Genomic DNA, 16076 nt, shown 5'->3' with positions numbered 1-16076 from the left:
CAGTGCCCAAATGGGATACACTTGAAAAAGTGAACTGTTTGGGTTTTTCTATTGTTAGACGCCACTCGCCGGTACTGCGCAATCATGATTGGATTAACGTAAAATCAAATCGACACCTAGAAAGTGAGGCATCTTATGGTCATCAAACTATCACCGCTCAAACCCGTCTATTATGAAGGAGGTGAACGCGCCGTTCTCCTCTTACACTCGTTTACAAGTAGTCCGAACGACATGAAACCGCTCGGACGTTATTTGCAGCAAAATCAGTATTCGTGTTACACCCCGGTACTTAGTGGTCATAGTCTGCCGGCAGAAGACCTTCTGACCTATGGACCAGCCGACTGGTGGCAGGATGCACTCGACGCTTATCAACTGTTGCAGGACAAAGGATTTGAAAAAATCGCCGTCGTCGGTATTTCACTTGGCGGTGTCCTTGCGTTAAAACTGGGACAGGAATTGCAGGTCAACGGTGTTGTAACACTGTCTGTGCCGATGTACAAGAAAGCCGGTTCCTTGCAAAAACGGCTGCTATATTATGCCCGACGCTATAAACAGATTGAAGGGAAAGAGGAGCAGCAAATCGAGTCAGAAATGGAAGCGCTCCGGCATCTCCCCGTTGATTCATTAGTCGATTTTGAACAGCTCGTCAACCAAACACGGAACAACTTGGTGCAAATCGATTCGCCGATTCGCATTCTGTACGGAGAATTAGACGCGCCCCTATACAAAGAAAGTGCCGAGGAGATTTTTAACCGCGTGGCGTCAGATCAAAAATCAATTAAGGGGTTTGCCCAATCAAAACACTTGATGACGTTAGGTCAGGACAGAAACGACATCAATGAAGAGATTCTTACCTTCTTAAACGAGCTGACGTGGTAGAAGACAGGCACGGAAAAGCAAGTTCAAATTGTTTTAAGGCACCCTGTATGCTACGGGATGCCTCTTTTTATATCGTCAGCATGCAGAGAATCAAAACGATTGACGACGAAATCGGTCGGTGTTATATTTATCTCGAATTAAAGATATTTGAATCAAAGACAAATTGAGGTGAACGACATGGAACAGCCGAATCCGAACTTAAAAGCGTTGACCGTCATGGTTCGGGCCGTCGATGCGCTTCATGAAGTGATCAAACAGGATGTTGCGAAGTCCGGACTAAATCCGACCGATTTTTCTGTCCTCGAGTTGCTGTACCATAAAGGAAGGCAACCGATTCAACTGATTGGTAAAAAAGTCTTGATTACGAGCAGCAGCATCACCTATGTCATCAATAAGCTTGAAAAAAAGAATTACGTCGTCCGACAGGCGTGTCCAACTGATCGGCGCGTGACATTTGTCGAACTGACACCTGAAGGTCAGACATTAATGGCTACGATTTTTCCGGAACATGAAAAAACAATCAATCAGGTGTTCGAAGGAATTGAACCGTCTGACATCGAAGCGTTGATTAACACTGCTAAAAAAGTCGGCTATCAGGCACAAAACCATTAATTTTTTTAATAGATATCTCGAATTCGAGATAATAATCAAAGGAGCGATTTTCATGAATGAACTAAAAGGAATCCACCACGTCACGGCAATTACGAGCAGTGCCGAGAAAAACTATGCGTTCTTTACAAATGTCTTAGGGATGCGTCTCGTCAAGAAGACCGTCAACCAGGATGACATTCAGACCTATCATCTATTTTTCGCTGACGATAAAGGGTCAGCCGGGACGGATATGACATTCTTTGATTTCCCCGGCATTCCAAAAGGAACACACGGTACAAATGAAATCTTTAAAACTGCTTTTCGCGTCCCGACGGATGCAGCGCTTGACTACTGGATTAAACGGTTTGATAAATATGACGTCAAGCATCGCGGCATCAAGGAACAGTTCGGGAAACAGACGCTCTCGTTCGTCGATTTTGATGACCAGCAGTACATGCTGATTTCAGACGAGTTGAACGAAGGCATCGTCTCCGGAACGCCTTGGCAAAACGGTCCCGTTCCATTAGAATTCGCGATTACCGGTTTAGGTCCGATTCACATCCGGATCGCGGAATTCGACCGGTTAAAAGACGTCTTGGAAAAAGCGATGCTGATGCGGGAAATCGATCAAGCCGGTTCCCTGCATCTGTTTGAGATGGGTCAAGGCGGAAACGGTGCCCAGGTCATCGTCGAGCATAACCTGTTACTGCCGAGTGGACGTCAAGGGTTCGGCACCGTCCACCACGTCGCGTTCCGCGTCGAAGACACGGCTGCGTTAACTGAATGGATTGAGCGGATGCACCAGTTACAATTCAACACATCGGGCTACGTCGACCGGTTCTTCTTCGAATCGCTTTATGCGCGGGTCGCCCGCGGTGTCTTGTTCGAATGGGCGACAGACGGTCCCGGCTTCCTAGGCGATGAGCCGTACGAAACGGTCGGAGAAAAGTTATCCTTGCCACCATTCCTCGAATCCCAACGGCAACAGATTGAACAAATGGTCCGTCCGATCGATACCGTCCGAAGCACACGGACGATTGAAAAAGAATATCTTTAAGAAGGAAACACTACTTCAAGAGGAGGAAACGATCATGACAAAATTAAACATCGGCATCATCTTAGGCTCAACACGGGAAGGCCGTTTAAGTCCGCAGGTAGGCAGCTGGGTCAAACAACTGGCCGACCAACGCGGCGACGCCAACTATACGATCATCGACATCGCCGAGTACAAATTACCGCTGCTTGGTGAAAAGGACGGCGACGCAACAGGAGCAGCCGCCTGGTCTGAAGCAATTGCGGCGCAAGATGGGTTTGTCTTCATCACCCAGGAGTACAACCACTCAATCTCCGCTTCCTTAAAAAATGCCCTTGATTACCTCCGGGTCGAGTGGCATAACAAAGCGGCAGGAATCGTCTCCTACGGCTCAGTCGGCGGTGCGCGTGCGGCAGAACATTTGCGCGGCATCTTAGGTGAATTGATGGTTGCCGATGTCCGGGTCCACCCCGCTTTATCATTGTTCACGGATTTTGAAAATGGAGCTGTGTTAAAGGCGGCATCCGTCCAGGAAACTTCCGTGAACCAGATGCTTGACCAGGTCATCCCGTGGGCGACGGCCTTAAAAACGATTCGCTGAGCACCGCATCGTGGTGAAACACCTATGCAAGCGCACTAAAAAAGCGACTCCGGCACGATACCGAAGTCACCTGATTGCTACTCTTTTATAGACGTAAGGCGTAGTTCCGAAGCGGGAGCTACGCCTTTTAGTTCGCAACTTCCGTCATAACGTCGTTGCGACTTCCTGCAGGTCATCCGCCGTCTCGGCAATTGATTCTGCGACGGTCCGCATTCCTTCGATTGTGCCGGCGACATCCTGGGTATCGCTCGACAAGTCGACGAGTTGTTTTGAGACATGGATCGTCTGATTCGAAATCATCGTGAAGGCCGAGACGACACGCGCCATTTCATTCGTCGTCTGCGTGACTGACTGTTCCGTTCCCGCCATCTGACTCGAGACCGTCATCATTTTCGACGTGATTTCCTGCGCGATATCGGACGCTTCCGCGGCTGACCGTTTGCTTTCTTCCGCTAACTTGCGGATTTCCTGGGCAACGACGGTAAAACCGCGCCCCATCTCGCCGGCGCGTGCCGCTTCGATCGAAGCATTCAGACTCAGTAAATTCGTCTGATCGGAAATTGCTGTTACCATCGCGGCGATCCGCTCGATTTCTTGCGACAAGAAGGCGAGCTGGGCGACCTGTTCCGTCGTCGCCTTCATGTCCGTGACGACGGCTTCGAAGCGTTGTGTCTCTGCTTCGACCAACTTGACACCATCTTCCGCCTCTTTGACGGCTTCTGCCAACTGACTTGAGATTTTCTCCGTCGTCATCGAAACGTTGTTCGCATGCCGCTCCATCTCCTGGAAACTCGCTGACGATTCTTCACTCATCGCCGCCAGTTCCTCGGTTGATTTTTGGACGGCGGCACCGACGCGTTGTTTCGTCTCCAGCACACCTTGACGTTCCTCGTCGACAGTCGCTTCATACATCGTCAAAACGATTTGTTGTTCGAGATTGAATAACTTCCCGACAGAACGCAACATTTTCATCTTTTCGAGCTCCGGCCAAGTACTTCGTTCGACGTGTCCGCTAAAGACGTTTAATACATTCTGAAAAGCGGCGATGTACCACTTATTATGTAGGCCGATCTGAACATGACGCATGGCAATCCGTTGCCGTACCGCAATATAATCTGTCGTCACTTTACCTTCGAACATTTGTAAAATGTGCGTCGCAAGCGTCCCTTTTAACCGCTCAAGTGTCGAGTGCCGTTCAATCAGTTGCTTGAGTTCCGGCACACGGACGAGTTCTGCATAAAAGGCATCGACCATCTGTGGCATCCAGTCTTTAACGTCATCACGGATGACCCGGACGTTTTGTAAATCCTCGACCGTTAAATCAATCAATCGGAGTTGTTTCACTAAATCTGTCCCGAGTTCGAGCTCGACTTCGCTTGCGACCGACGCACGTGCTTTCTCAAAGTCGTTTCCTTGTCGGTTCGCTGACCACCATTTCATCATCCATTCCCCCAGTCATTCGTTCCCTCCCTAGTATCGGTTCATTTTCCAGATATTAAACGCTTTCAACACACTTTTTTCTTTTCTAGAACAAAATCATATGGAGGATCGGCTTATCGTAGTCGTTGATTAATTATTTCCTTATCTTACGGTTTTGTTAGTTAACGAACCCGTGACGAACTGCTACACTAGATTTAAGTTTTTCACCACTTTAAGGGAGACTCCGCTATGCGAAAGACCACTCACGCACTTCAACCCGATTTGACGGACTATCAAAAAATTATCCGCTTGATTCAAGGACTCCATCATATTCACCCAGAGCCGATGAGAGCAGCACATTATCAAAAGCTCGCTGCCTATCTTCCCTATCCGCCACTCGAAGAACTCGAACAGCGTTTTGACTCTTGGACGAATTTATTGCAGGAAGCGGGTGTCATCACGGAAGGACAACTGACACCGGCAGAACTGTCGACATTGAACCGACCAAAACCAGGAACAGGACCAAAAAAGCGCTGGACGGTGGAACAAAGCATCGCTCATTACGTCGAAACATACGGAACGCGCGTGACGATTAAACGCTATTCCGACTTACGCGAGACCGAGCGTCGCATGGTCAGCAGCAATACGATCATCCGCCATTACGGGACGTGGAAAAATGCGTTGGAACAGTTTGCTTTGTCCTCAAACGGCTGTTTTACGAACGAAGACTGTCTCAATGGATTACGGCAAGCCGCGGACGAACTAGGTGATCGTTTGACGAGTCAGACGTATGCACGGTGGGCGCGCGAACACCATGCGCCTTCATTAACATTATTGATTGAACGGTTTTCGAGTTGGCGGGAAGCCGTCCGGTATTATGAAGCTCATGATTTCGAAGCGTGACGACCGTAAAAAAAGGACCATCCCGCTCGAGGATCGTCCTTCTTCGACTTATCATGTGTTTACGTTGACAGCTAACCAGTGGTCAAGCCGTTCTAATTGTGACGTGAACCCTTCTTTCATTCCCATCTCAAGAACTTGACGGACGGCTTCCGCTGACCCGAAATCAGACCGGAAGATGACCCGCGTCTTTCCGTCAAGCGCTTCGAATGTCGTCTCATTTTCGCTTCCTGGTAAGGTTTCAGAAATCGTTCCTGCCTCGTCGGAAAAATAATCGGCATGGGCATAACGGACCGGGGCGTCGATACTCCGGAAGATTGCTTTCCCCCATGACTCCATCCCGTAAAAGTCTCCTTGTGCCGGATCCTGACACCGCATGCAGTAATGCCAAATGCCGTTCGGGACGAACTCGAACTGCTTGATTTCCGTCTCCCAGCCGGCTGGTCCCCACCATGCCTCGAGGTGATCTTTTTCTGTGAAAGCAGAAAAGACCAGGTCACGCGGTGCATCAAACGTCCACTCCATGATTAAGGTTGATCCGTCAAGCGTCGTTTTCAACTTTTCAGTCATCATCCGTCACTCCTTCAGTTGGTTTTTCCTGCAGCTCTAAAAGATACGATTCAAGGCGTAACATCCGTTCCTCGACTTGTTGTTCGAATGATTGGCTCCACGCCGTCAGCTTAAAAAAAGTTTCCGGACGCAAATGATAGATCCGCCGATTACCGAGCGGTTTTACCTGAACGATCTCAGCATCATGTAGCGTCCGCAAGTGCTTCGAGACTTGCGGTTGATTTAAACTCAATCGCTCCGCAATCTCTCCGACCGTCAACGGTCCCCGTTTCAACAAGTCGACGATCGCAAGACGGTTTGCGTCTGCTAAGGCGACGATGATCTGTAACATCGGTTCTGTCATGGCTGTCACCTCTTCTATATCTTCTATATACCCAAAAAGGAATATTCCAAAAGAGGAATATATAAATTTGAGCGAATTGATTGTCGCCACGAGCGGTTCTGCTGTATCGTCAATCACAGTGAACGACGAAGAAAGCGTGGGATTTCAATGAAAACGGAATGGTTGGAAGCATTTCAGATGACGGCTGAAACAAAAAGTTTGACGAAAGCGAGTGAGCTGTTACATCTGACACAACCGGCACTCAGTAAACAGATTAAGAATTTAGAACACGATCTCGGTACAAACGTCTTTCACCGCTCGGCGACGGGGGTCGCTTTGACGCCAGCCGGCGAAATCGTTTATGCTCAAGCCTTACAGATTTTGTCGCAACTGAGCGACATGCAACGGCAAATCGACCAATTGCAGGGTCAGGTTAAGTTCACACTCGGGTCATGGCCGAGTGTCGCGATGTCCTACTTGCCGCAACACTTGGCGCTCCATCCGTCGGCAAACGGTCCGGAACTCAAAATCAAGACGGCCCATACGTATGTCGAATTGATGGCAGGACTCGAGCAACACCATTACGACGGTGTCCTGCTCGACGACCGGAAAATCGACCATCCGTATCCGTCGACGCATCTTTATACGGAACAGTTTTTACTCTATTTCCACCGTGAAGATGAACGGTTTACGGGGTGCGACGACGTCCGGTTCGACCAGATTGAGGCTGCTTCGTTTCTGTCGTTACCGACCGACTGCGACTCGACGAACATCTTAAAGACGGCGTTCCAGGCGCGCGGTGCCACTTATACGGCTGCTTCCGAAATGGAGTTCGGGTCAAGCGTGCTCGGTTTCATCCGTGCTAAGCTCGGGATTGCCATCTTACCGGAGATTTTCCAGGACGGGCTTCCCCCGGAAATCCGGACATTGCCGATTACAGGGTTCGATGTCAAACGTGAATTATCGCTTCTGACGCGTGACGCGACGCATCACAAGACATTGCTCGGTTTGATTGGTCATGACTAAAACGGATGATCCACTATACGAAAACAAAGCTCGAGTTCCCGTTGTGCTTCGGGAAGTCGAGCTTTGTTTTTACATATAACCCGGCAAGTGGCTAATTTGACCTTAAGCATCCTTGACATCAAGCAGCGGCCGCACTTCCATCCGCCAGCCGTACTGTTCCGCTTCCGCAAGTTGCGTCGTCGGATGGAGCAGCGCCAAGTCGACGGCCTGCTCCAAATCATCCGCTTCAAAAAGGATCAGGCTGCCGATTTGCTCCGCTTTACGCGTATCCGGTCCATCCTGCCGTTCAATCTGACCACCTGACAATCTGGCTTGTTTCGTGTCCGCTCCCGGGTGCCACTCCTGCAAGACACGCGTCTGCTTAAAAAACTGTTCCAATGGTGGATTGCAGCGTTCCATGACGGCATCGAGCTCTTCTTGCGAGGACTGATTCATCTTTTCTGCATCGTAATAGCCGATGAATAGAAAGTACATCCAATCCCTCCTAGTTCTAAGGCTTTCCTGACACGTCGCTCTTAAAAAAAAATACCCTGATTTCAGTTGACTTACTCGCTCAAGTCCCTTATTTAACAGAAAAACCCCTTGTCTCCCTGACGGAAACAAGGGGTTTCTTATTTATTTGCAATCTTGCGTAACAGATACAGCGCGTACACCATTGACGGAATCGCCATGACGAGTACCGCAATACGCAACAATCCAAAAATAAAATTCAATTCTATATTATCCGTTCCTAGATCCTTCTTCCTATTAGTAATCAAGCGATTTCGCGACGACCTGCCGCGTTTTTTCAAAACCGATTCGCTCGTAGAAGACCTCGACCCCGTCGTTGCTCATCCAGTAATCCAGTTCAACCTTATGTATTCCCTGCTCACGTGCCCGCCGTTCAATGTCTTCGAGCAACAGGCGACCGTAGCCGTTCTGCTGTTTCGTATCCATGATACAGAGGTGATGGACACGGACTTTCGCCTCAGCAAACTTAAATGCACTCTCAGCACGTCTGACGTACTCAATCCACGCGTAACCGATTGCTTCATCCTCCACTTCAAGGACCAGGAACTGATACAGCGCTTCCCCGGCGATTTTCGTAAAAAAGGCACGGACGGCATCAACGTCGTACGGCTTAAAATGATGCGGCTGCTGACGCACATGCGGCTCATGGACGTACCGGTTGAGTCGTGCCAGGACGTCGACGTCCGTTGTTTCGATGATTCGCATCGATTACACTCCCGTCTTAATGTGTGATTTGCCCATTGAAGATATACGGCACCGTTTGTTGTTTCGTCAAGATGTGTTCATACTCCGGCTCGAGCTGCATGTAGCGGACGGCGTCCGGAATCGCAACCCATGTGATGTCTTCGATTTCATCCGGGAAGACGGTCCCGATGACACCACCGACGATTTCCGATGTGAAAAAGAAGAACAGGCAGTGTTCGTCGACTTGCGGGAAAAACGCTTCACTGACGTGTAACAAGTCTCCGACTTCGACGTCAAAACCGGTCTCTTCCTTCGCTTCGCGAATCGCTGCTTCCGGTAAGGTTTCACCTGCTTCGACCGTCCCGCCCGGTAGCGTGTAGTACGAATACGACGGGCCGATGTTTTTGACCATCAACAGCTGATCCCGCGTCTCATTGAATAAGACGTTATAGACGATATTTTTCCGTACAGTCATTCCTTACTCCCCCCATGAACAGATGGTATTTTTTAACTTAATCACTACAACATATTCCATTTAAAACAAGATAACTGCCTTATTAAATTGTATTATTCGAATAGGTAAAGCGAAACTAAGACTGAGCGACCACTTACTCCCCCAAAAAAATGACTCCGCTCAATGGGAAAATTTGCTAACAACACCTTACCGTCTCCAGCTGTAATGCATCAACTGTATCCGTTGACTGTTGAATTCCACTTCTTCTTTCTTGTCTGTACGCTCAAATCGGTTATGCGCCAATATTTTTTGTGAAGCGATGTTTGCATCCGTCGTTTTGGCCTGGACTTCATCAATGTCGTGTTCCCGACATTGTTCGAGTAGCAAGCGGACGGCTTCTTTGGCGATTCCTTTTCCCGCATGTATTTGTCCGATCCGGTAGCCGAGTTGAGCAGTTTTTTCGATTTGGTTCCGGTCGACCAGATTGATCCGACCGAGAATTGTTCCGACTTCGTCCTTGATCAGGTAAAAGAACGAACTGCCGTCTTGCTGTTCCTGCAGGAGCGCCGCGTGCCGTTCCTTGAACGTCTCCGGCAAGTAATAGGCGTCGCCCCGTGAAGGAATCGATTGTTCGAAGTAGAGACGGTTTTCGGTTTCAAAGGCATAGAGTGCTTCTATGTCTTTCGCGGTACAGCTCGTCAGTAGTATGTTCATGTTATCCCTTCTTCATCTCAAGAATTGTTGCAACAAAAACACGAGCAGCCATAATAACAGGAGGCCCGTCGTATTGACAGCGATGGTTTTAGACAACGGATTTTTCGACGTGTCCCGAAAACTGAACACGTACAGGACGAACATTGTCACGTACAGGACAAAAAACCACTGCGTGACTATAAAAAGGAGCATTCCGGTAATCGTTACGTTTGTCGCCAGGCGATCTTGTTGTGGATTTTTGATTCTCGCAAACATCTAGTGTCCTCCGTTCTGCATCATCTCACTTTTTCTTTTAGTACATTATCCCTCGTTAATAAATCCAATTATTCCTTCCTTTTCCTATATTTTATAATTATAATCATATAGAATGCCGTGCCTCATCATCGCTCAAGTCAGGAACATTCATGTTTATTAAACGAAAAGCAATTGATTTAGCCCGTCGCTGTTGTGAGATCCGTTCCATGACTGATTGAAACATCCCGTCTGCTAAAAAAAGACACAACGCTAGAAATTACTGTATCTTCGGTCCCTTTTGCTTTTTTCCGAGAAATAATAGTGCACACAGCAGGAAGAGCGTTCCTAAACCAGCGCCGACGAGCATCGCGGAGTCAAACAGGTTACTCAGTCCAAGTCCCCCCATGATGACGGCAGCATACAGCAGGAGAAATATGACTGTATAATTTTTCTTCAATTTGCATCAACCTCCTATATCGCTAGTATACTCGGACATTCATTCATTTGAATACACGCAGCCTCAAGAAATGGACGTGATTCTAGTCTTTTACCGCAAAATCATCGCCGCCTCACTTGCAGGTTCACTGTTTGCGATCGTACTCGGACTGTTCGTACCGGATCCGAGTGCTGATATCGGTTATTCAATCCTGCGCTATCTCTCGACCGTGATCATCAGTATTCCTGCCTATTTGATGTACAGCTTTCCGGTCATCTTCCTTTATGGTGGGACGACATCGATTTTGAGTGAGACACTCAGTCGATTCATCTACCGAAACCAAGCAAAGAATGCAAAAGAAGTCGTTCTTTCCAGCATACTCCATGTATCGTTCGGTCTCGTTTTTCTTGTCCTCAACCCACTTATCGCTTTCCTCAGCGTGATTGCTGCCGTCCTGTTCTTTACGGTCGATTGTTATTTACGAAAAAGACAAGCGACGTACCGATGGACGCAGGCATTGATGAGTCTTGAAATCCCGCTTGCCGTCTGGATCCTGTTCTTGGGAATCGACTATCTCATAGGTCTGTTCCATTCCCTGATCACCATCTTGCAGCACACTATCAACTGAAAAAGGAGTCGTTACATATGTCAGTAACCACCTGCCATCGCGCGTTTGGCGTCTATGGCCTGCTCGTAAAGGACCATCAATTATTAGTCATCAACAAAAATGGCGGTCCGTATATCAACCGCTATGACCTCCCGGGAGGCAGCCTCGAAGACGGTGAAGTGTTAGCCGATGCGATGCGCCGCGAATTCCGCGAGGAGACGGGTCTCGAAATCGAACTCCTCCAAAACATCGGCGTGATTGACTTCAAACTGCCGTGGCTTTGGCGAAATTTCACCGACGTCCACCACATCGCCGTCTACTACACCGTCAAGGCAATCGGCGGTGCCATCACGGTCCCGGAACAGTTCGACGGACAGGACTCGCTCGGGGCTGTCTGGGTCTCGGAACAGGACGTGACGCCTGACAATGCATCACCGCTCGTCCTCAAAGCCTTTGACTGGATCCGGTCGGCACAGTTAGGGATTGAGGCAGAAACGTATGATGCCTGGACTGTTTTGAAGTAACATTTTAAAACACTGCTTTCAATTCTTCCCCGCCTTCAAATACCTCACCATCTTCATCCACATATTCGACTTGAATCGTGCCATGCAGGAGGTAGTTGTTTGACTGCAGTGTTGTACTCAAGTTGTTTAAACGCTTTTTGTCAGTCGTTTGTTGCTTGCGGTGAAGGGTGATACTGATTGTCGGTGGAATTTTCGTATCACGATAATCCACCTCGGCACCCGGCTGAAGATTTAACGCCATCACGCTTTCTTCATCAAAATGGACAAGATAATCCGCATCGTTCCCGAACACCGCTCCAACTGACGGCTGGATGACCGCGACCACGTCGGCTGTCCACTGTTCGACGTAATAGGTATCCACAACTTTATTTGTCGACTGATCGAGATAGACTAAAAACTCAATGCCTGTTTTGCGATCGATGACTTGCGCCGCGTAATCAAATGCTACATGATTCCCCATGTTGTCAAAGTAGACATCTACAACTTCGGCCTCTTCATAATGTTGTTCCAGATAAGCTTCCGCTTGGCGTTTGACGATTTTTTCCTGCTCCTCGTCTGGTTGCATCGACCGGATGAAGAGGACTCCGAGTATTATAGTAGTTCCGAGAATTAATCCAAAACCGAATAACATACCTTTTACGAATCGACTCATCTGTCTCCTCCTGTAGTGAGCGTCCTATGCATACGGAGCAAAATTTAACGTGATGCCATTTCTTAGCTAAAGAAAGTGTAGGTGGAATCCTTGAAATACAAAATCCAGTTCTTGTTGGTTAGTTGCCTGACGTCATTCGTTTTATGTGCCTGTTCGGCAGACGACGCCTATGTCATCGTCGACATACAAGGAGACCAGATTTCTTTAGGACCGGACGAACAGGACCCGGACGCCTCCTATGCGTTGACGGAAGTCACGGTTGACCGGAAAACACGGATTTATGGCAAGCGGGACAACCGATCCGTTTTAAAGAAACATGACGTCATCCGTTTTGACTATCGGACGGATCAGGAGCCGCTTGTCGAAACGATTGAGCACGGCAATTAACGACAGAAAGAAGGTCATCCTTATGGAGATTACAGGAAAACGAATTCTCGTCACCGGAATCAGCGGAACACTTGGCCCACGGATCGCCCGCCGTTTTATAGAAGAAGCAATTGAAGTCCGCGGACTCGTTCGAAGCGAAGGACAAGCCGACCGTTGCAAACAATTTGGGATTACGCCCGCGTTCGGTGACTTGACGGACGCCGTAGCGCTTGAAACAGCGATGCAGGACATCGACATCGTCGTCCACTGTGCTGCTTACCTCGGGGACGACATCGAGCTTGCGGTAGCAGCGAACGTCACCGGAGTCGAATACCTCGCGGCTGCCGCGCTTGCCGCGCACGCCTTGTTCCTCCATATCTCGACGACTTCCGTTTACGGCGAACCGGCGGGCGGTCTCATAACGGAAGCGACGCCACTGAGCGACGATCATCCGGCACCGTACATCTTGACGAAGGTACGGTCCGAACGGATTTTACAACAGTATGCGGCTGACGGGCTTGACGTCATCATCCTCCGTCCCGGTGCGATCTGCGCCGAAGAAAATTCTTACTGGGGCGACCGGCAAGTCAAACGGATGCAGGAAACAAAAGTCGTCACGTGGGTCCATCCGGACGATGTGGTCAACTGGGTTCACGCCGATAATTTGGCGGAGATGGTTCACCTTGCCGTCCGGCGCGCAACACCGGGAGATATCTTTCATGCAGTCGACGCCAACATCCCCGAGACCGAATTTCGGATGCAACTGATAAAGGCGTCCGGTAAACCCTATCAGATGCCGGACCGACCGGTTGAATGCCCTCTCTACACAACGGATAAAATTAGGACGCTCGGCTACACACCTGTCCGTTCGTTTTCGGATACGATGCAGCGATTGATTGAGTTGTTTTGAACGTATCTTTGACAGCAATACCGAAAGACGCCATGACGCGAATTAATCAGGCGTGACGGCGCTTGAGTTCCGCGCTTTGCTTGTATCTGCACACAGTAACGCCTGCTCGAACTCGACACGCATGTTGTTGAAGAACAGAAAAACACGCCGACCCGCGACCGTTTTCTTGAAATGACACAGCTCCTGAAAAAACGGCGACTCAATCAAATGAAGAAAATCAGAAATCATCTGCTCTGACGCGTCACAAAGATTGATTTCCATATCGTGATGCTTCAACTTGTATCCTTTTCGAAACCAACGTTTGGTCGGACGCGGAATGAGTGTATAGGACACGCCGTAACTTTGGACGAACTGTTCATACTGACGCTGATTCGCTTTGCTGCACGAGATGACGAATTCCTGCATCGCCAGTTCCTTCACCAATTGCGGTAAGGCGGACGGCACACCATCGACGGAATATGGCAAATCAATCGTCACCCAGTTTGCCTCCGGATCGATTCCGTATGTTTCTTCCACTTGTAAATCAATCGCATCGGGACTCAGGAATTCTGCACCTTGATCGAAATAAAAGTCCCCGGTCACAGTCTTGTTATTTCCCATCGCTTCTTCAAACAGTTCGCCCGCCGGCTCCGTCGTCCAATACGAACGCATGTAAGGATTGTAGAGAAATTGCAGTCCGTCTTCCGTGTAACAGCCGAGTGGCAACATCGACTGATGAAGCGTATGTAAGTCAGGCAACGCATCCGACGTAATTTCCTGTTCAAACGTCGTGTAATCGGTCATGAACACGGAACCGCTGAAGCGGGTAAACAGTTGTGTCCGAAGAATCCGCTCCAGTTGCCGGGCAGTCAGATTTTCAAACGTGACGCGTTTTAACGGCAATTCTTGCATGCGGATGTGACTGAATTTATATTTCGGGATAAAAAAAGCATCTTCTTTTTGAGACATCGTTCTGCTACGTTTATTTTACAGCCGGCCAATAAAAAGTCCGACTTGCTGCTGAATCGTCCAAAAAATCCACCAACATCCACCAGCCAGTAACACGCTGATGAATATGGACACCCCTTGATTGAGTAATATGTATAAGATCAGCACCAGAAAAAATGTTGCCGGCAATCCATAGAGTACACTTTTAACGAACATCGTCACTTCCGTTTTAGACTGTCCTTGTTGAACCAACCAAATCAGACTGAGCAGGCTGACGAGTGGAAGTGCTGCGATCACACCACCATATGTCACCGAACGGCGTGCCACTTCTGTCACGATCCCGATGACGACTGCGCTTGAAAGCACCTTAATCAGAAAAGCAGTCATCTGCCGTCTCCCGAAGTAACCGAAATGACTGCTGAATCGACTGTTGTTCGTCAGCCGATAACTGACGGAGTACGTGCACGACACGATCGACGTCGAGTTCTGTATGTGACCGAACTGCGCGTAACCCTTCATTCGTTAGACTCACATGAACCACCCGTTGATCGTCTGAAGCACGATTTTTTTCGATATAACCGAGTTGTTCCAGCTTTTTAATATGTTCCGACGCCGTATTCGGTGAAAGGGCAAATTTTTCAGCGACCTGTTTAACCGTAATCGGTGCCGTCATCTGAATCATCTGCAAAATACGCACGCTTTGATGTGACAAATTTTCTTTCCATTGCGGATGAAGATGGTAATAGAGTCTAGCAAAATCTTCATGAATCGTCATCAATATCCCCCTTATATATATCGCATGAGGCGATTATATCGTAATTAACGACATATATAAAGTATTTTACCAATCACCTACACTAAAGAAACGAGGTATCACTTTATGAAACGTATTCTCTCACTTGCCCTCGCAGTCAGTCTCATCCCGTTAAGCGGCTGTTCCGACGACACGACACGTGTTTCGACGACTGATACAATCGCCGCAGAAGCCCGTCAAAACAAAGATGCCGACTTAATCCGAATCAAAGACCGTGTTTACCAGCTATCCGATGCACCCGTGACGCTTACACAGGCAGACGTCAAATCGTTTGCGACCGTCACGAAACAATTGACCGCAAACGAGCCCTTAGCGGAAGGGATGGCGACAGACTGGCCGGCAGGAACGAAACTGTACCGGGGCGACACGACAGGGGTTCTCTACATTTTTGAAAAAAATCAAGCGTACTTGTATGAAGCGATTCCGGAAGGCTGATTTACTTTCCGAGTTCTGCTGCTGTCGCTTCGAGTAACGGATGATCTTCTCCTTCGGCACAATCCGTCAACAGATAGACGTGCGTTTCGTCTGTTTGGTCTTTTTTCAACGCCTGACAGCTTTCCCCGTCCCGGTCGTCCGCTTGGTTACCGAACTCATCTTGCGACGAATCAAGTGAATAACTGAACTGTTTTCCGTCATACGTGACGTCCTGAATAATCGGGTCACCTTCTGTCGTGTAGGAAGTGATCCGGATGCTGTCCTCGCCTTTTTGATTGACTTGGTTCAAAAATGTCTGGAACCGTTCCACATTCTCACGACTTGGCGTCGTTACAATATCACCATTTTCGATTGCTTGTTCAATCGGATAACTTTTTCCACATCCGACAAGAACGACTACCAAAACAAGACTTACCCATCGTTGCTTCACCATTTGTCTGCCTCCTACCATAATAAGCTGTCACCACG

25 protein-coding genes are annotated in these 16076 nt (G+C 48.6%); 11 read left to right on the top strand and 14 right to left on the bottom strand.

The window, feature by feature from the left end:
- Nucleotides 1-135 precede the first annotated feature (135 nt).
- From KNP98_RS12570 to KNP98_RS12555, 4 genes are all read left to right on the top strand, one after another.
- Entirely contained in the window at nucleotides 136-879 is a 744-nt protein-coding gene (locus KNP98_RS12570; protein WP_251131963.1) for an alpha/beta hydrolase, read from the top strand.
- Between the two features lie 177 nt (nucleotides 880-1056).
- Entirely contained in the window at nucleotides 1057-1491 is a 435-nt protein-coding gene (locus KNP98_RS12565) for a MarR family winged helix-turn-helix transcriptional regulator (RefSeq protein ID WP_214811616.1), read from the top strand.
- A gap of 52 nt (nucleotides 1492-1543) precedes the next feature.
- A complete protein-coding gene (locus KNP98_RS12560) occupies nucleotides 1544-2527 on the top strand; it encodes a ring-cleaving dioxygenase (protein ID WP_214811613.1) in 984 nt (327 codons plus the stop codon).
- 34 nt (nucleotides 2528-2561) lie between these two features.
- Nucleotides 2562-3104, top strand: coding sequence for an NADPH-dependent FMN reductase (locus tag KNP98_RS12555; protein WP_088837069.1), 543 nt, complete (start codon nucleotides 2562-2564; stop codon nucleotides 3102-3104).
- Between the two features lie 144 nt (nucleotides 3105-3248).
- On the opposite strand, the gene KNP98_RS12550 is transcribed toward KNP98_RS12555, so the two are convergent.
- On the bottom strand, nucleotides 3249-4544 hold the full coding sequence (locus KNP98_RS12550) for a globin-coupled sensor protein (protein WP_088837068.1): 1296 nt from the start codon (nucleotides 4542-4544) through the stop codon (nucleotides 3249-3251).
- 228 nt (nucleotides 4545-4772) lie between these two features.
- Here KNP98_RS12550 and KNP98_RS12545 point away from each other — a divergent pair, with 228 nt between their 5' ends.
- On the top strand, nucleotides 4773-5426 hold the full coding sequence (locus KNP98_RS12545; RefSeq protein ID WP_088837067.1) for a homing endonuclease associated repeat-containing protein: 654 nt from the start codon (nucleotides 4773-4775) through the stop codon (nucleotides 5424-5426).
- Between the two features lie 51 nt (nucleotides 5427-5477).
- Here the strand turns inward: KNP98_RS12545 and KNP98_RS12540 are convergent, their stop codons facing one another.
- Both KNP98_RS12540 and KNP98_RS12535 read right to left on the bottom strand, forming a co-directional pair.
- Nucleotides 5478-5993, bottom strand: coding sequence for an SRPBCC family protein (locus KNP98_RS12540; protein WP_239456887.1), 516 nt, complete (start codon nucleotides 5991-5993; stop codon nucleotides 5478-5480).
- Entirely contained in the window at nucleotides 5986-6336 is a 351-nt protein-coding gene (locus KNP98_RS12535) for an ArsR/SmtB family transcription factor (protein ID WP_088837065.1), read from the bottom strand. The genes KNP98_RS12540 and KNP98_RS12535 overlap by 8 nt, the downstream gene beginning before the upstream one ends.
- A 147-nt stretch (nucleotides 6337-6483) precedes the next feature.
- On the opposite strand from KNP98_RS12535, the gene KNP98_RS12530 reads away from it, so the two are divergent.
- The gene (locus KNP98_RS12530; protein WP_214803603.1) at nucleotides 6484-7341 is read left to right on the top strand and encodes a LysR family transcriptional regulator; all 858 of its coding nucleotides are present in this window, start codon (nucleotides 6484-6486) and stop codon (nucleotides 7339-7341) included.
- 102 nt (nucleotides 7342-7443) lie between these two features.
- Here the strand turns inward: KNP98_RS12530 and KNP98_RS12525 are convergent, their stop codons facing one another.
- From KNP98_RS12525 to KNP98_RS12500, 6 genes are all read right to left on the bottom strand, one after another.
- Complete coding sequence (locus KNP98_RS12525; RefSeq protein WP_088837063.1) at nucleotides 7444-7815, bottom strand: YciI family protein; 372 nt, start codon at nucleotides 7813-7815, stop codon at nucleotides 7444-7446.
- A 273-nt stretch (nucleotides 7816-8088) separates the two neighbouring features.
- A complete protein-coding gene (locus tag KNP98_RS12520) occupies nucleotides 8089-8556 on the bottom strand; it encodes a GNAT family N-acetyltransferase (protein ID WP_214765988.1) in 468 nt (155 codons plus the stop codon).
- Nucleotides 8557-8572: 16 nt separating this feature from the next.
- Complete coding sequence (locus tag KNP98_RS12515; protein WP_088837061.1) at nucleotides 8573-9010, bottom strand: NUDIX domain-containing protein; 438 nt, start codon at nucleotides 9008-9010, stop codon at nucleotides 8573-8575.
- 186 nt (nucleotides 9011-9196) lie between these two features.
- A complete protein-coding gene (locus KNP98_RS12510) occupies nucleotides 9197-9703 on the bottom strand; it encodes a GNAT family N-acetyltransferase (RefSeq protein ID WP_214803606.1) in 507 nt (168 codons plus the stop codon).
- A gap of 12 nt (nucleotides 9704-9715) precedes the next feature.
- Nucleotides 9716-9958 carry a hypothetical protein gene (locus tag KNP98_RS12505; RefSeq protein ID WP_214811611.1) on the bottom strand — a complete coding sequence of 81 codons (243 nt, stop codon included), beginning with the start codon at nucleotides 9956-9958 and terminating at the stop codon, nucleotides 9716-9718.
- A gap of 256 nt (nucleotides 9959-10214) precedes the next feature.
- Complete coding sequence (locus KNP98_RS12500; RefSeq protein WP_214811608.1) at nucleotides 10215-10394, bottom strand: hypothetical protein; 180 nt, start codon at nucleotides 10392-10394, stop codon at nucleotides 10215-10217.
- A 70-nt stretch (nucleotides 10395-10464) separates the two neighbouring features.
- Between KNP98_RS12500 and KNP98_RS12495 the strand changes: the two genes are divergently transcribed.
- Nucleotides 10465-11001 carry a hypothetical protein gene (locus KNP98_RS12495; protein ID WP_214803608.1) on the top strand — a complete coding sequence of 179 codons (537 nt, stop codon included), beginning with the start codon at nucleotides 10465-10467 and terminating at the stop codon, nucleotides 10999-11001.
- Between the two features lie 17 nt (nucleotides 11002-11018).
- Entirely contained in the window at nucleotides 11019-11504 is a 486-nt protein-coding gene (locus KNP98_RS12490) for an NUDIX hydrolase (protein WP_214803611.1), read from the top strand.
- A 4-nt stretch (nucleotides 11505-11508) separates the two neighbouring features.
- On the opposite strand, the gene KNP98_RS12485 is transcribed toward KNP98_RS12490, so the two are convergent.
- Nucleotides 11509-12156, bottom strand: a complete 648-nt coding sequence (locus KNP98_RS12485; protein ID WP_214803616.1) for a hypothetical protein — start codon at nucleotides 12154-12156, stop codon at nucleotides 11509-11511.
- A 90-nt stretch (nucleotides 12157-12246) separates the two neighbouring features.
- Here KNP98_RS12485 and KNP98_RS12480 point away from each other — a divergent pair, with 90 nt between their 5' ends.
- Complete coding sequence (locus KNP98_RS12480) at nucleotides 12247-12543, top strand: hypothetical protein (RefSeq protein WP_251132255.1); 297 nt, start codon at nucleotides 12247-12249, stop codon at nucleotides 12541-12543.
- A 22-nt stretch (nucleotides 12544-12565) separates the two neighbouring features.
- Nucleotides 12566-13432 carry an NAD-dependent epimerase/dehydratase family protein gene (locus KNP98_RS12475; protein WP_214803619.1) on the top strand — a complete coding sequence of 289 codons (867 nt, stop codon included), beginning with the start codon at nucleotides 12566-12568 and terminating at the stop codon, nucleotides 13430-13432.
- Nucleotides 13433-13474: 42 nt separating this feature from the next.
- Here the strand turns inward: KNP98_RS12475 and KNP98_RS12470 are convergent, their stop codons facing one another.
- Genes KNP98_RS12470 through KNP98_RS12460 form a run of 3 tightly spaced genes read right to left on the bottom strand, consistent with a single transcriptional unit; the run spans nucleotide 13475 to nucleotide 15134 of the window.
- Entirely contained in the window at nucleotides 13475-14380 is a 906-nt protein-coding gene (locus KNP98_RS12470; protein WP_214811605.1) for a hypothetical protein, read from the bottom strand.
- A gap of 18 nt (nucleotides 14381-14398) precedes the next feature.
- A complete protein-coding gene (locus KNP98_RS12465; protein ID WP_214811602.1) occupies nucleotides 14399-14746 on the bottom strand; it encodes a DUF3147 family protein in 348 nt (115 codons plus the stop codon).
- On the bottom strand, nucleotides 14727-15134 hold the full coding sequence (locus KNP98_RS12460) for a MarR family winged helix-turn-helix transcriptional regulator (RefSeq protein WP_251135180.1): 408 nt from the start codon (nucleotides 15132-15134) through the stop codon (nucleotides 14727-14729). Before KNP98_RS12460 ends, KNP98_RS12465 begins: the two co-directional genes overlap by 20 nt.
- Before the next feature lie 105 nt (nucleotides 15135-15239).
- Between KNP98_RS12460 and KNP98_RS12455 the strand changes: the two genes are divergently transcribed.
- The gene (locus KNP98_RS12455; protein WP_214811599.1) at nucleotides 15240-15608 is read left to right on the top strand and encodes a hypothetical protein; all 369 of its coding nucleotides are present in this window, start codon (nucleotides 15240-15242) and stop codon (nucleotides 15606-15608) included.
- A gap of 1 nt (nucleotide 15609) precedes the next feature.
- On the opposite strand, the gene KNP98_RS12450 is transcribed toward KNP98_RS12455, so the two are convergent.
- Nucleotides 15610-16041, bottom strand: a complete 432-nt coding sequence (locus KNP98_RS12450; protein WP_214803631.1) for a DUF4362 domain-containing protein — start codon at nucleotides 16039-16041, stop codon at nucleotides 15610-15612.
- Nucleotides 16042-16076: the final 35 nt, after the last annotated feature.

Source organism: Exiguobacterium sp. s127, assembly GCF_018618695.1.
Lineage (GTDB): Bacteria > Bacillota > Bacilli > Exiguobacteriales > Exiguobacteriaceae > Exiguobacterium_A > Exiguobacterium_A oxidotolerans.
The sequence above is the reverse complement of the archived record's forward strand: the minus strand, read 5'-3'. Positions and strand labels throughout refer to the sequence as shown.

Excerpts from the sequence above, each read along its gene's own strand:
- KNP98_RS12570 (WP_251131963.1), top strand. The coding sequence starts at position 136 with ATGGTCATCAAACTATCACCGCTCAAACCCGTCTATTATGAAGGAGGT.
- KNP98_RS12565 (WP_214811616.1), top strand. The coding sequence starts at position 1,057 with ATGGAACAGCCGAATCCGAACTTAAAAGCGTTGACCGTCATGGTTCGG.
- KNP98_RS12560 (WP_214811613.1), top strand. The coding sequence starts at position 1,544 with ATGAATGAACTAAAAGGAATCCACCACGTCACGGCAATTACGAGCAGT.
- KNP98_RS12555 (WP_088837069.1), top strand. The coding sequence starts at position 2,562 with ATGACAAAATTAAACATCGGCATCATCTTAGGCTCAACACGGGAAGGC.
- KNP98_RS12550 (WP_088837068.1), bottom strand. The coding sequence starts at position 4,544 with ATGAAATGGTGGTCAGCGAACCGACAAGGAAACGACTTTGAGAAAGCA.
- KNP98_RS12545 (WP_088837067.1), top strand. The coding sequence starts at position 4,773 with ATGCGAAAGACCACTCACGCACTTCAACCCGATTTGACGGACTATCAA.
- KNP98_RS12540 (WP_239456887.1), bottom strand. The coding sequence starts at position 5,993 with ATGACTGAAAAGTTGAAAACGACGCTTGACGGATCAACCTTAATCATG.
- KNP98_RS12535 (WP_088837065.1), bottom strand. The coding sequence starts at position 6,336 with ATGACAGAACCGATGTTACAGATCATCGTCGCCTTAGCAGACGCAAAC.
- KNP98_RS12530 (WP_214803603.1), top strand. The coding sequence starts at position 6,484 with ATGAAAACGGAATGGTTGGAAGCATTTCAGATGACGGCTGAAACAAAA.
- KNP98_RS12525 (WP_088837063.1), bottom strand. The coding sequence starts at position 7,815 with ATGTACTTTCTATTCATCGGCTATTACGATGCAGAAAAGATGAATCAG.
- KNP98_RS12520 (WP_214765988.1), bottom strand. The coding sequence starts at position 8,556 with ATGCGAATCATCGAAACAACGGACGTCGACGTCCTGGCACGACTCAAC.
- KNP98_RS12515 (WP_088837061.1), bottom strand. The coding sequence starts at position 9,010 with ATGACTGTACGGAAAAATATCGTCTATAACGTCTTATTCAATGAGACG.
- KNP98_RS12510 (WP_214803606.1), bottom strand. The coding sequence starts at position 9,703 with ATGAACATACTACTGACGAGCTGTACCGCGAAAGACATAGAAGCACTC.
- KNP98_RS12505 (WP_214811611.1), bottom strand. The coding sequence starts at position 9,958 with ATGTTTGCGAGAATCAAAAATCCACAACAAGATCGCCTGGCGACAAAC.
- KNP98_RS12495 (WP_214803608.1), top strand. The coding sequence starts at position 10,465 with ATGGACGTGATTCTAGTCTTTTACCGCAAAATCATCGCCGCCTCACTT.
- KNP98_RS12490 (WP_214803611.1), top strand. The coding sequence starts at position 11,019 with ATGTCAGTAACCACCTGCCATCGCGCGTTTGGCGTCTATGGCCTGCTC.
- KNP98_RS12485 (WP_214803616.1), bottom strand. The coding sequence starts at position 12,156 with ATGAGTCGATTCGTAAAAGGTATGTTATTCGGTTTTGGATTAATTCTC.
- KNP98_RS12475 (WP_214803619.1), top strand. The coding sequence starts at position 12,566 with ATGGAGATTACAGGAAAACGAATTCTCGTCACCGGAATCAGCGGAACA.
- KNP98_RS12470 (WP_214811605.1), bottom strand. The coding sequence starts at position 14,380 with ATGTCTCAAAAAGAAGATGCTTTTTTTATCCCGAAATATAAATTCAGT.
- KNP98_RS12465 (WP_214811602.1), bottom strand. The coding sequence starts at position 14,746 with ATGACTGCTTTTCTGATTAAGGTGCTTTCAAGCGCAGTCGTCATCGGG.
- KNP98_RS12460 (WP_251135180.1), bottom strand. The coding sequence starts at position 15,134 with ATGACGATTCATGAAGATTTTGCTAGACTCTATTACCATCTTCATCCG.
- KNP98_RS12455 (WP_214811599.1), top strand. The coding sequence starts at position 15,240 with ATGAAACGTATTCTCTCACTTGCCCTCGCAGTCAGTCTCATCCCGTTA.
- KNP98_RS12450 (WP_214803631.1), bottom strand. The coding sequence starts at position 16,041 with ATGGTGAAGCAACGATGGGTAAGTCTTGTTTTGGTAGTCGTTCTTGTC.